Below are 12793 nucleotides of genomic sequence, written 5' to 3'. Positions count from 1 at the left end.
CGGCATGCTTCGCTTTCGGTTCGGTCAGTCATCGCGGCGAACGGCTGTGCACGAGCTGCGAGGCCGAGAGGACGGCGCCGTCGCGGACCGTGACCTCGGTCGGCGCGGGCCGCCCGAGGAACATCAGCAGGCTGGCCGTGGGGCCGTACGCCCCGGCGTTGGGGATCGCCAGCAGATCGCCGGGGGCCACTTCGGGCAGCTCGATCTCCCGGCCGAGCACATCACCCGGTGTGCACAACGGGCCGACGAGCGAGGCGCGTTGGACCGGCCGGCCGGGCCCGGCCGGTTCGACCGCGACCGGCAGCAGCCGGCCGAGTCCGGACATGCCGCCGAAGGTGTTGATACCGGCGTCGGTGATCACGAACTTCCGGCCGCGGCTGATCTTGACGTTGGTGACGGTGGCCAGCAGCGTGCCGGAACCGCCGGCCAGGTAGCGGCCGCTCTCGAAGGCGATGCGCGGGGAGCCGTCCCGCCAGTGCGGGAACTCCACGTCCAGCGCCGCCTCCAGCTCCGTGCGCAGCTTGGGGTAGCGGGTACGGCCGCCGGGGACGCCGTAGGGAACGCTGAATCCGCCGCCGATGTCGAGGTACCGCAGCGGCAGATCGTGCACGCGGCTCAACTCCGCCGCCGTGGCGAGGGTGTTGCGGAACTCGCCGACCAGGTTGTCCTCGTCGGTGGTGTTGCTCAGCGGGAAGAAGTGCATCCCGGTGATGTCCACCGCGCGGAGGCAGCCCGAGCCCGCGGCATCGCCGCGCAGTTCGTCGAGCGCGCCGGCGAGGTCCTCGCTGTCGAAGCCGAACTGCGACGGCGTACCGGTCATCCGGATGCTGGTGGTCGCGCTCGCCGAGGCGGCGTTGACGCGCAGCAGGGTCCCCACCCGGACCGCGCGCCGTACGGCCACCGAGTCGAGCCGGCGGACGTCGGTCACGGAGTCGGTGGAGAACAGACGGACGCCGAGCCGGATCGCCTCGTCGAGTTCGCGTGCCGTCTTGCCGGGTCCGGTGTACAGGCAGCCGGCCGCGGGCAGTCCGGCCGCGAGGACGGCGGCCAGCTCACCGGTGGAGCTGATCTCCGTGCAGCAGCCCGGTGCTCCGGGCCCTTCCTCGCCGAGGGTCCGCACGATGTCGGGGTGCGGGTTGGCTTTCAACGCGTAGTAGAGGTCCACGCCCTCGGGCAGCGACGAGAACAGGTCCGCCTTCGCTTCGGCGACGTCGTCGAGGTCGTAGACGTACAGCGGGGTCCCGTACTCAGCGGCCAAGCGAGCGTGGAGCACTTCGTCACGGGCTCGTGGCATGGGGGAATCCTGGTCGGCGGCGAAAAGCCGTGGTACCCCTACCGGTCGGGCGCGGACCCGCGGCGGCCGCCCGGATAGGGGTGCCTAGGGGCCGGTCAGTCGTCGTCGGTCATCAGCATGTCGATGAGTTCGGCGGCGTCCATCTCGTCGATGTCGGCGTCGTCCACGACCAGGAACCGGTCGGCTCCCGCCACTCCGGCCAGGCCCATGAGGCCGTCCAGCAGGCCGCTGGAGCGGAGCCGTTGCAGGGGTATGCGGGTGAACAGGTCGCGCAGCCAGGTCTCGTCGCCGTCCGGCTCCCGCTCCGGCCCGGTGTCGGGCCGCAGCAGGCTCCGCAGGTGCGCGGCGACGTCGGCGGCGCTCGGGTGGTCGAAGACCAGGGTGGCGGGCAGCCGCAGCCCGGTGGCGGTGGCCAGCCGGTTGCGCAGCTCGATGCTGGTCAGCGAGTCGAACCCGGCGTCCTTGAACGGCCGGTCGAGCCCGACCGCCGTCGGCGAGCCGTGCCCGAGGACGGCGGCCACATGGGCCTGGACGAGTTCGGCGAGCGCCCGCTCCGCCTCCCGGGTGTCGAGTCCCGCGAGGCGTTCGCGGAGCCGGGCGGCGGCGTCACCGGGAGCCACCCCGCCGGCCGCGGGCCGGCGGGGTGAGCCGGCCAGTGCGCGGAACATCGGCTGGACGTGGGCGTCCGGCCGTCGCAGGGCCGCCAGGTCCAGCCGGAACGGCAGCAGTTGGGGTCCCCCGGCGGCGAGGGCGAGGTCGAACAGCTCCAGGCCCTCCTCGACGGAGAGACCGCCGACGCCCGAGCCCGCCATACGGGCGACGTCGGTGGAGGACATCCGCTCGGCCATGCCCTGGCCCGTCCACAGGCCCCAGGCCAGCGACTGGGCGGGCAGTCCGAGGCCGCGGCGGTGGGCGGCCAGGCCGTCCAGGAAGGCGTTGGCGCAGGAGTAGTTGGCCTGGCCGGGGGCGCCGAGCGTGCCGCCGCCGGAGGAGAAGAGCACGAACATGTCGAGGTCGAGGCCTCGGGTCTGCTGGTGCAGATGCCAGGCGGCGTCGGCCTTGGGCCGCAGGACCGCGTCCATCCGCCGCGGGGTCAGCGCCGCCACGACGCCGTCGTCGGTCACCCCGGCGAGGTGCACCACACCGGCGAGCCGCTGTCCGGCCGGGATGGCGAGCAGCAGCGCGGCGAGGTCGTCCGGATCGGCCACGTCGCAGGCCACCGCCCGCGCCTCAGCACCGAGGGCGGAGAGCTGGGCGGTGATCTCGGCCGCGCCCGGCGCGTCGTGCCCACGGCGGCCGGCGAGGATCAGCCGGCGTACGCCCCGCGCGGTCACCAGGTGCCGGGCGACGTGCCCGCCGAGCGTTCCGGTGCCGCCGGTGACCAGGACCGTGTCGTCCGGGCCGAACCGCCGGGGGACGTGCAGCACCGGCTTCCCCGTCCCCTCGGCCGGCGCCGCGTCGGCGGCGCGTCCGAGATCTCCGAGGTACGGGGCCGACGGCCCCGCGCCGGCGCGTTCGAACAGCTGCCCGGGGTCCCCGGCCAGGGTACGGATCCGGCCTGCGGGCAGCCCCGCCGCCGCGGCGAACGACCACTCCCCCGGCAGCCGGGTCACCAGCCCCTGGTCGGCGACCGCGACGGGCCCCGCGCCACCGGGCAGCAGCGCCAGGACGCGGTCGCCGGGGGCGAGTCGCGTCACCCCGGGCCCCACCTCCTCGACGTATCCCGCGCCCACCGAGGCATCGGGCGCGTCGAGTCCCGCCGCGCGCACCCCGATCCGCACCTGCCCCGGCTCCAGAGGCAGCGCCGTCTCCGGGGCGGCGACCAGGGCCGCGCCCTCGGGCGCGTCCGCGGAGGGCGCCGCGATCCGCCAGTGCTCGGTGCCGGGCGGTGCCACCAGGGCGGTGGGACGCGCGAGACGGGGGACGAGCAGGCGACCGGCGCGCACGGCGACCTGGGGTTCGCCGGTGGCCAGCGCGGCGTCGAACAGCGCCGCGTCCACCGGCCCGTCGACGTCGACGAGGACGAAGGTCCCGGGGCTCTCCGCCTCCGCGCTGCGCACCAGTCCCCACAGTGCGCTCCCGACCAGATCGCTCGGCGCCTCTCCACCGGCGACGGCCACCGCGCCGCGTGTGACGACCGCGACACGCGACCCGGCGAGGCGCTCGTCGGCGATCCGCGCCTGGACGAGGGCGAGCATGCCGTGCGCCGCCTCATGGACGGCGGCCGGCAGATCGGTGGGGGGCGGACCGGCGGCCGCGTCCTCCGTCAGGCACGGGACGACGACGACTTCGGGCTCCGCCGCGCCCCCGGACAGCGCGTCCGCCAGAGCGGCGAGCGTCGGATACACCGGTACGTGCGCCGGCCCGGCGAACGCCGGCACGGACGGGCCCACGACCGCCCGGCCGAGCGGGGCCGGGGCCGGGGCCACGGCGTCGGGCCCCGTCGCCGGCACCCAGGACACCTCCAGCAGGTTCTGGTTCGGCACCGGGGCCGGGCCGCCCGGGCGGGTCTGCGCCGGCCGGGCCACCAGGGTCCCGGTGGAGAACACCGGCGTGCCCAGGACGTCGGTGCAGGTGATCGCCGATGTGCCGGGGCCGGTGCGGCGCACCCGGACGCGCAGGGTGGTCGCGCCGGGCGTGTGCAGCACCACCTCGTCCCAGGAGAACGGGATCAGCGGACGTCCGGGCCGGGCGTCGTCGTCCACGAGGGCGGCGGCGTGCAGGGCGGCGTCGAGCAGCGCCGGGTGGATGCCGTACCCGGTGGTGTCCACGCCGTCCGGCAGGGCGACTTCGGCGAACACGTCGTCACCGAGGTGCCATGCGGCCCGCAGGCCCTGGAAGGAGGGGCCGTAGCCGAGTCCCTGAGCGGCCAACTCGGCGTAGGCCTCGCTCACGTCGACGCTCCGGGCGCCGGAGGGCGGCCAGTTACCCGGCGCGTGGACCTCGACGTCCGCGAAACCGGGCACGGGACCCTGCGCCAGCACTCCCTCGGCGTGCCTGGTCCAAGGGCCCTCGGGCGTATGGCGGGAGAACACGTGCAGGGCACGCTCACCGGTGCCGGGGTCGGGCGTACCGGTGTGGATCTGGAGGGTGGTGGGCCGGCCCTCGTTGAGGGTGAGGGGAGTGTGCACGGTCAGTTCGCGCAGGTGCGGGGTGTCGGTGTGGCCCGCGGCGTGCAGGGCCAGTTCCACGAGCGCGGTGCCCGGCAGCAGCGGCTCGCCGTTGACGGAGTGGTGGGTGAGCCAGGGGGTGGCGTGCGGGGTGAGCGTGCCGGTGAGCAGCAGGGTGCCGTCGCCGGCGAGGGTGGTGACGGCGGGCAGGAGCGGGTGCCCGGTGGCGTCCAGTCCGGCCGTGCGGGCGGGGGCGGTGCCGAGCCAGTGGCGGCGGCGCTGGAAGGCGTAGGTCGGCAGGGCCGGGTCCGCGCCGTCCGGCTCGCCGGCCCGGGGCAGGGCGGGGAGCCAGTCGACGGCGGCGCCGGCGACGTGCAGGCGGGCCAGGGCCGTGGTGAGGGTCCCGGTCTCGTCCTGTGCGGGGTGGAGCACCGGGATCGCGGCGACGTCGAGGTCCGGGGCGGTGTCGAGGAAGTGGCCGGCCAGCGTGGTCAGGGTGCGGTCGGGGCCCAGCTCCACGAGCGCGGTGGCACGGTGGGCGCCGGTGAGCGTCGTCAGCGCGGCGGGGAAGTCGACGGCCTGACGGGCGTGGCGGGTCCAGTGTCCGGGGTCCGCCAACTCCTCGGTGGTCAGGGTGAGTCCGGTCAGGCTGGATACTACCGGGATCGCCGGCGCCTGCCACGCGACGGCTGCGGCCGCCTCGGCCAGGGCGGGCAGGGCCGGGTCCATCAGCCGGGAGTGGAACGCGTGGGACACCGGCAGCGTCGAGGTGCGCACCCCGTGCGCGGACAGGAACTCCACCGCCGCCGCGACGGCTTCGGCGGCGCCCGAGAGGGTGGTGTGACGCGGCGAGTTCACCGCGGCGATGTCGGCCCCGGGGAACCCCGGGCTCACCACGCCGCCTCCGCTGCCGAGTTGAACGGTGCCACCGGTGAGCATCGCCGTGACCGTCTCCCGGTCCGAGGCGACCGACGCCATCGCGCCGCCGGGCGGCAGGACCTGCATGACCCGGGCGCGGGCCGCGACCAGGCGGGCGGCGTCCGCAAGGCCGAGGGCGCCGGCGACATGGGCGGCGGACAGCTCGCCGATGGAGTGCCCGGCCACCGCGGCCGGGGTGACGCCGAACGACTCCAGGAGCCGGGCCAGTGCGGTGTGCAGGGCGAACAGGGCGGGCTGGGTGAAGACCGTCTCGTCCAGTCCGTCACCGGAGGCCACGACGTCCGCCAGCGGCCGGGGCAGCAATCCGTCGAAGGCCGCGCAGACCTCGGCGTAGGCCTGCGCGAACACCGGGTGGCGGGCGGCGAGCCCCGCTCCCATGCCGGGGTGCTGCGAGCCCTGTCCGGAGAACACGAACACGGGCCGGGCCGCACCGGCGCGCCCGGACACGACGCCCGGGGCGTCCCGCCCCGCGGCCAACGCGTCCAGACCGGCCAGCAGTTCACCGGCGGACTGGCCGGACACCACCGCCCGGTGCTCGAACACCGACCGGGTCGCGGCGAGCGCCCGCGCCCCGGCCGCCACCGGGAACCCCGGACGCTCCCGCACCCAGTCCGCCAGCGCCCGTGCCTGGCCCGCAAGGGCGGCCACCGAACGTCCCGACACCAGCCACGCGGACACCTCGTCCGCCGGCCCGGCTTCAGCGGCGCCGCCTCTCGGGACACCCTCCTCACGAACGTCGGGGTCCGCCCCGTCCCCCGGCGGCTCCTCCACCACGACATGCGCGTTGGTGCCGCTGATCCCGAACGAGGACACCCCGAAGCGTCGCGGGCGCCCGCCTCGCGGCCACGGCACCGCGTCGGCCAGCAGCCGTACCGCGCCGGACGTCCAGTCGACCTCGGACGTGGGTTCGTCCGCGTACAGCGAGCGGGGCAGCACCTGGTGCCTCAACGCCTGGACCATCTTGATCACCCCGGCCACGCCGGCCGCGGCCTGGGTGTGCCCGATGTTGGACTTCACCGATCCCAGCCACAGCGGCCGCTCGGCGTCCCGGCCCCTGCCGTACGCGGCCAGCAGCGCCTGCGCCTCGATCGGGTCGCCCAGTCGGGTGCCGGTGCCGTGGCCCTCGACCGCGTCGACGTCGTCCGGGGTCAGGCGGGCGTCGGCGAGGGCGGCGGCGATGACGCGCTGCTGCGCGGGTCCGTTGGGGGCCGTGAGCCCGCTGGAGGCGCCGTCCTGGTTGACCGCCGAACCGCGGATCACCGCGAGCACCCGGCGCCCGGCCCGCACCGCGTCCGACAGCCGCTCCAGCACCAGTACGCCCGCGCCCTCCGCGCAGCCGACGCCGTCGGCCCGGGCCGAGAACGCCTTGCAGCGGCCGTCGGAGGACAGTCCCCGCTCGCCGCTGAAGTAGACGAACATGTCCGGCTCGGTCATCACGGTGACCCCGCCCACCAGCGCCAGTGAGCAGTCGCCGCGGCGCAGGCCCTGGGCCGCCACGTGGAGGGCCACCAGCGAGGACGAGCAGGCGGTGTCCAGCGACAGGGCGGGGCCCTCAAGCCCCAGCGTGTAGGCGACACGCCCGGAGACGAGGCTGCCGTCGCTGCTTCCGGGGCCGTAGTCGTGGTACATGACCCCGGCGTACACACCGGTGCGGCTGCCGCGCAGGGACGCCGGGACGATACGGGCCCGTTCCAGCGCCTCCCAGGAGGTCTCGAGCAGCAGCCGCTGCTGGGGGTCCATGCTTAGTGCCTCGCGCGGGGAGATACCGAAGAAGTCCGCGTCGAAGTCGGCGGCGTCGTAGAGGAATCCGCCTTCGCAGGAGTACGTGGTCCCGGGTGTGCCCGGCACCGGCGAGTACAGCGCCTCCCGGTCCCAGCCGCGGTCCTCGGGGAACGTTCCGATGGCGTCCGTGCCCGACGCGACCAGGTCCCACAGTCCGTCCGGGGAGGTGACGCCGCCCGGGTAGCGGCAGGCCATGCCGACGACCGCGACGGGTTCGGACACGGCGGCGGTCAGCCGCTCGTTCTCCCGGCGCAGCAGTTCGTTGTCGAGCACGGAACGGCGCAGGGCCCCGACGAGCTGCTCGGTGGAGGCGGTCTCGGTCATTCCTTCGTCATCCTCACCAGGTGGTCGGGGCTCGGTCGGGAGCCGGGGTCAGGGCGGAGGGGGCGTCGGGCCCTTCCAGCGCCTTTCCGTCGAACGTCCGCTGGACGTGGGAGAGGGCCGCCATGAGGTCCCGCGCGGTCAGCCGTTCGCCGCCGGGCCGGGGTTCCACTGCGCCGGTCAGCGGCATGGAACCGATGTCGGACCAGCGCAGGCGGCCGTCGGCGGAAAGGTAGCTGCGGGCGCGGCCCGCGTTGTCGGGGTGCAGGCAGAACGGGATGTCGAGCAGCCCGCGTCCGAAGGCGGCGACCAGCGCGTCGCCGATGCCGGGCGCGCAGTCGAGCACCGCGTCGATCAGGGCCCGCGCCTCCTCGTAGGTCTCGCCGCCGTCACCGGCCGGCGCGGCCGGCGGTCCGGCGTGCGCGGCCTCGGCGGCGGCGCGGGCGGCGAGTTCGAGGGCGTCGACGTTCTCGGCGACCGTCGGCAGCCGGTGCGCCTCGGCGACCGTCTTGACGATGAGCCGTTCGCTGCCGGTGGCGACCGCAAGGCGGGCCGCCTCGGCGAGCAGTTCAAGGGCGCCGGCGGGGGTCTGCGGATACATCCCCATGTACGCGTAGACGACGACGTGCCAGTCGGTGTCCGGCAGCAGTTCGGCGCACAGCCGGCGCAGCGCGCGGACGGCCTCCTCGTCCTGCGCGGTGCTGGTCTGCTGCGCGTAGCTGACCGACACCGAACGCAGGCCGTGGGCGCGGAAGAACATCGCCTCCAGGACGCTGACGGCGACCAGCAGGCCGGGCGGGCACAGCTGCCCCATCAGGCAGCCGCCGAAGGTCTCGAGCTGTGGCTCGGTGCCCGGCTCCCCCGCTGCGGCCAGCACTTCGCAGGCGGTGGCCCACTCCCGGACGGACTCCGCGAGCGGGGTGCGGCCGTAGGGCAGGCAGTACGACACCGGGCCGCCCTCGGTGGCGTACAGCCCGGCCCGGATCATGCCGCGGACGATGCCCAGCGGTTTCGCCGAGCCGTGCCGTACCTGGACGGGGAAGTCCGGGCCGGCGAGGCCGTCGAGCATCGCGGTGGTGGTGGCGGTGCTGTGGTTGAGCAGCGGGTAGCCGTTGAGCGGGTTGCCCTCGCGCAGGGCCCGGCCGGCGGATTCCAGGTCGCCGAGACGGGTGTAGCTGTCGAGGGTGATGGTGCCGGCGGTGGTCGCGCGGGCCTCGCGCACGGCGGCGAGGCAGGACCGCATCCCGGCCGGGTCGCCGAAGCCGGTGCGGGGCTGTACGACCAGTTCGCCCGCCGCGGCGTGCCGGCGGACGAACGCGCCGAAGCTCACGCCGTGACCGCCGTGAGCGAGGCGAGGAGGCCGCGGAAGGACTCGGTGCCGCCGGTGTCGTCGTAGACGGCGTCGTAGCCCGCGGCGAGCAGGGCCTCGGCGCGCTCGGCGCGGCCGTGTGCGGAAACTCCGAGCTTGCCCCCGATGACGATGGGCACCCCGGCCAGTTCGGGACAGTCCCGCAGCCGGGCGACCGCCCGCATCCCGTCCTGGTAGCCGTGTCCGTTGACGCTGCTGATCACCACCATCGCGGCGCGCCGGGCGCGGCACTCGGCGACCAGCAGGTCGTCCGGTACGCACGGTCCGAGGTTCACCACGTCGAACCCGGCCTCCTCGATGAGGAGTTGCAGGAAGACCAGGTTCCAGGTGTGGGCGTCCGAGGCCAGGCTGCTGACCACGACGACGGGGGTGCCTGCCGTGGTGTTCCGGGGGCCGGCCGGTCGGCCGGCGGCCGCGGTGACGGCGCCGGTCATCGGGGGGCGGCCTCGCCGGAGCCCGGCCGGGCCCGGTCCGCGAAGACCCGGTCCAGCAGGGCGGCCAGTTCCTTCGTCGCGTTCTTGCCGTGCGCGGTCAGCGGGAACGCGTCGACCACGTGACACAGCGAGGGCACCTTCAACGGCTCGAGACGCTGGGAGAGTTCGCGCAGCACGGTGTGCGGGGCGAGGTCGGTCTCCACGCAGATGGCGAGGTCGCGGCCGGCGGAGGGCGGGACGACCCCGGCGGCGCGTACTCCCGGGATGTCCATCGCCGCGGCCTCGATCTCCAGGGTGCTCATCCGGATGCCCTTGCGTTTGAACATGTCGTCGACCCGGCCGTGGAAGTACAGGTAGCCGTCCTCGTCGACCCGTCCGTAGTCGCCGGTGTGGAGCCTCGTGGCGCCGGTGGCGGGGTCGGTGCGGAAGGTGCGGGCACTGATCTCCGGTGCCCGCCAGTAGCCGGGCATGACGTGCGGTCCGGTGGCGACGATCTCGCCGAGTTCCCCGGTGGGCACCTCGGTGCCGTCGGGGTCGAGGATCAGCACCCGGGTGCCGCGGATGGGGCGGCCGACCGATTCGGGCCGCTCATGTTCCTCGGCGGGCGGCATGACGGAGACGCGTTTGCACTCGGTCTGCCCGTACTGGCGCACCACGACGGCGCCGGGGAACGCCTCGCGCAGCCGGTCCGCGGTCGACGGCGGCAGCGCGGCGCCGGTGTTGGTGAACAGCCGGACCCGGTTGCCGCCGGCCGGCCCGGGCTCACGGTCGGCGAGCTTGCCGATCATGGTGGCGAAGGAGGGGACGACGGGGACGACGGTGGCGCCGACCTCACGCATCCGGCGCAGCAGGGTCAGGTCCGACTCCTCGCCGGCCAGGACGATCTCGCAGCGGGCGGCGGCGCACATCAGGACCTTGTACAGGCCGTAGTCCCAGGACACCGGGAACCGGCACAGGACGACGTCGTCGGGCCGGTAGCCGAGTTCCGCGACGAGCGCGAGGGTGGCGAACACGACCTGCGCGTGCGGCTCGATCACGCCCTTGGGCACGGAGGTGCTGCCGGAGGTGTAGACGAGGAAGGCGAGGTCGTCCGGTGTGACGCCGTCGGGTTCCGGCACGGGGCCGGCGTCGAGCAGGTCCTCGATCTCCTTCCACACCACGTCGCGTTCGCCGGCGGTGAGGACGAGACGGGGCTCGGCGCTCTCGACGATGGCCCGGAGCTGGTACGGCCGGGTGTCGGGGTTGGCCGGGACCAGGACGGCCCCCGCGCGGCTGACGCCGTACAGCAGGGCGGCCAGCCGGCGGTCGGTGGGCCACTGCACCAGCACCCGGTCCCCCGGGCCGACGCCCGCGCCGCGCAGCCAGGCGGCGACGGCGTGGCTGTGGCGGGCCGTCTCACGGTACGTCCATCCGCCGCGCGCGTCCCGCACCGCGCGGGCGTCGGGCCGTTCGGCCGCCGCGTCGTCCAGCAGGGTGTGCACGAGGGGGCCGCGCGGGGAAGGGTCAAAGGTTTCCATGTCCGCCTCTCGCGCCACGCATGTCGGGTCGGCCGAAGCTAGCGTGGCGATTCGGCCGGACACACCCCCTAGGAACCCCTATCGGCCCGGCCCGGAGAGAAGCTGCGAGGCCCAGGTGGTGAGGGTCGTGCGGTCGGTCTTGCGGTTGGCGTTCAGCGGGAGTTCGTCCAGGTGGTGGAAGCGCCGGGGGACGGCGCCGTCGGGCAGCAGCCGCCGCAGCCGGCCGACGAGGTCGGCGGTGGCGACCGCGGGTCCGGTGTAGAAGGCGACGAGGACGGTTCCGGCCGGCCCCTCGGCGCCGACCGCCACCGCGTCGGGCAGGCCCGCCTCGCGCAACGCGTGCTCGACCTCGCCGAGTTCGATGCGCCAGCCGGCCACCTGGACCTGGGAGTCGAGCCGGCCCAGATAGGCGAGCTGTCCGTCGCCGGTGCGCCGGATCCGGTCGCCGGTGCGGTACCAGCGGGTGCCGTCCAGGTACAGGAACCGGCCTTCCTCGTCGGCGGGGTCGAGATAACCTCGCGCCAACTGGGGCCCGGTGATGAGCAGTTCTCCTTCGTCATCCGCCGGCCGGCCGTCGTCGCCGAGCAGGAGGTGCCGGTGGCCTTCGTGCACGGTGCCGATGGGCACGACGCCGTTGACGGCCAGGGCCTCGGAGTCCGGGCCCGCCCAGCGGTGCGCGGCGATCGTGACGGTCAGTTCGGTGGGCCCGTACAGGTTCTCGACGGCCGATCCGGGCGCCGCCGCCTGCCAGTCGCGGGCGTCCCGGCACCGGAGGGCCTCCCCGGCGAAGAAGCTCCGGCGCAGGCCGGGCAGGGCGCCGGGGGTCAGGCCGCCCATCCTGCGCACCAGGTCGATGGCGCTCGGTGTGGAGAACCAGACGGTGACACCGTGTTCGGTGAGGAAGCCGGGCAGGTCCCGGTAGGCGGCGGGCGGGATCGCCAGGCACGTCGCGCCCGCGCCCCAGGCGCAGAAGAGGTCGAACAGCGCGCAGTCGAAGTTCAGGTCGAAGGCCTGGGAGAACGTGTCGTCGGGCGTGAAGTCGTAGCGCTCGTCGAGCAGCCGGAAGTAGTGGTCGGTGTTCCCGTGGGTGACCACCACGCCCTTGGGGCGGCCGGTGGAGCCGGAGGTGAAGAGGATGAACGCGGTGTCCTCGGGAGCGACTTCACGTGGTCCGCGGAGTGCGTGTGCGGGGTCGGCCGCCAGTACCGCGAAGGGCGCCGGGTCGTCCGGTGCGCCGTCCGGGGCGAGGACGTGCAGGCCGGACAGGGCGCTGCCGCCCGCCTCGGCCAGCGCCCCCAGGGTCTTGGCGCCCTCCTCGTCGACGATGAGGGCGGTGGCACCGGATGCGGTGAGCATGCGGCTGTTGCGGGCCGCGGGGAAGTCGGGACGCAGCGGTACGACGGCCGCTCCGGCGCAGAGCGCGGCCAGCACACCGGTGTAGGCGGTGGGGCTCTTCCCGGCGAGCACGCCGACCGTGCGCGCCCCCTGCCCGGTCAGGGCCCCGGCCCACAGCAGGGCCTGTTCATGGGCCTGCCGGTAGGTGATCCGCAGGCCGGCCGTCCGGACGGCGGTCCCCTCGGGGGAGCGTTCGAGGCCGCGCAGGAAGCGCGCGTACAGGCCGCTGGGCTCCGGTCGGTTCATCGCGGTCCTCCGTCGGGTCGGCCGGCCGCGGCCGGCGAGGGTAGGGGTCGGCAGGCGCGGGCCGGCCGGGCTAGCGTGCTGCGGCAGCCGACGCGCGCCGAGGGCGCCCGACCAGCCTGGAGTTGACATGCGAGAAGAGTTCGAGGAGACGGTCCGGCAGTTCCTTCCGTACCTGCCGGACGACGAGCCGCTGCGGCCGGACGCCCCGCTGCGCGACTACGGTCTGGACTCGCTGGCCACCGTGGAGCTGCTCGGCGCCCTGGAGAGCCGGTTCCAGGTCCGGTTCCGGGAGGAGGCGCTGAGCCTGGACAGCTTCCGGACCCCGGCGGTGCTGTGGGAGACGCTCTCCGCGTCCTTCGACTCCCCCGCCTCCGCCTGATCCCCGG

The 12793-nt window shown here is 74.9% G+C and carries 6 protein-coding genes and 1 pseudogene; 1 reads left to right on the top strand and 6 read right to left on the bottom strand.

Going from position 1 to position 12793, the window contains the following annotated elements:
• Positions 1–28: 28 nt before the first annotated feature.
• The 6 genes and pseudogenes from ACZ6B1_RS00080 to ACZ6B1_RS00055 form a co-directional block, all read right to left on the bottom strand.
• Positions 29–1294: a type III PLP-dependent enzyme domain-containing protein gene (locus ACZ6B1_RS00080; protein ID WP_468773458.1), complete on the bottom strand. Its 1266-nt coding sequence runs from the start codon at positions 1292–1294 to the stop codon at positions 29–31.
• Between the two features lie 95 nt (positions 1295–1389).
• Positions 1390–7410, bottom strand: a pseudogene (locus tag ACZ6B1_RS00075) (type I polyketide synthase); the annotation flags it as partial.
• 52 nt (positions 7411–7462) lie between these two features.
• Positions 7463–8776 (bottom strand): methylaspartate mutase, encoded by a 1314-nt coding sequence (locus ACZ6B1_RS00070; RefSeq protein WP_468773456.1) that lies wholly within the window; start codon positions 8774–8776, stop codon positions 7463–7465.
• Positions 8773–9249 (bottom strand): cobalamin B12-binding domain-containing protein, encoded by a 477-nt coding sequence (locus tag ACZ6B1_RS00065; RefSeq protein WP_468773454.1) that lies wholly within the window; start codon positions 9247–9249, stop codon positions 8773–8775. The genes ACZ6B1_RS00070 and ACZ6B1_RS00065 overlap by 4 nt, the downstream gene beginning before the upstream one ends.
• Entirely contained in the window at positions 9246–10766 is a 1521-nt protein-coding gene (locus ACZ6B1_RS00060) for a class I adenylate-forming enzyme family protein (RefSeq protein ID WP_468773452.1), read from the bottom strand. The genes ACZ6B1_RS00065 and ACZ6B1_RS00060 overlap by 4 nt, the downstream gene beginning before the upstream one ends.
• Positions 10767–10844: 78 nt before the next feature.
• Complete coding sequence (locus tag ACZ6B1_RS00055) at positions 10845–12407, bottom strand: AMP-binding protein (RefSeq protein ID WP_468773451.1); 1563 nt, start codon at positions 12405–12407, stop codon at positions 10845–10847.
• Between the two features lie 127 nt (positions 12408–12534).
• Here ACZ6B1_RS00055 and ACZ6B1_RS00050 point away from each other — a divergent pair, with 127 nt between their 5' ends.
• Entirely contained in the window at positions 12535–12786 is a 252-nt protein-coding gene (locus ACZ6B1_RS00050) for an acyl carrier protein (protein WP_468773449.1), read from the top strand.
• Positions 12787–12793 lie beyond the last annotated feature (7 nt).

The sequence above is a fragment of the Streptomyces sp. NPDC041129 genome (assembly GCF_055592265.1).
The sequence above is the reverse complement of the archived record's forward strand: the minus strand, read 5'-3'. Positions and strand labels throughout refer to the sequence as shown.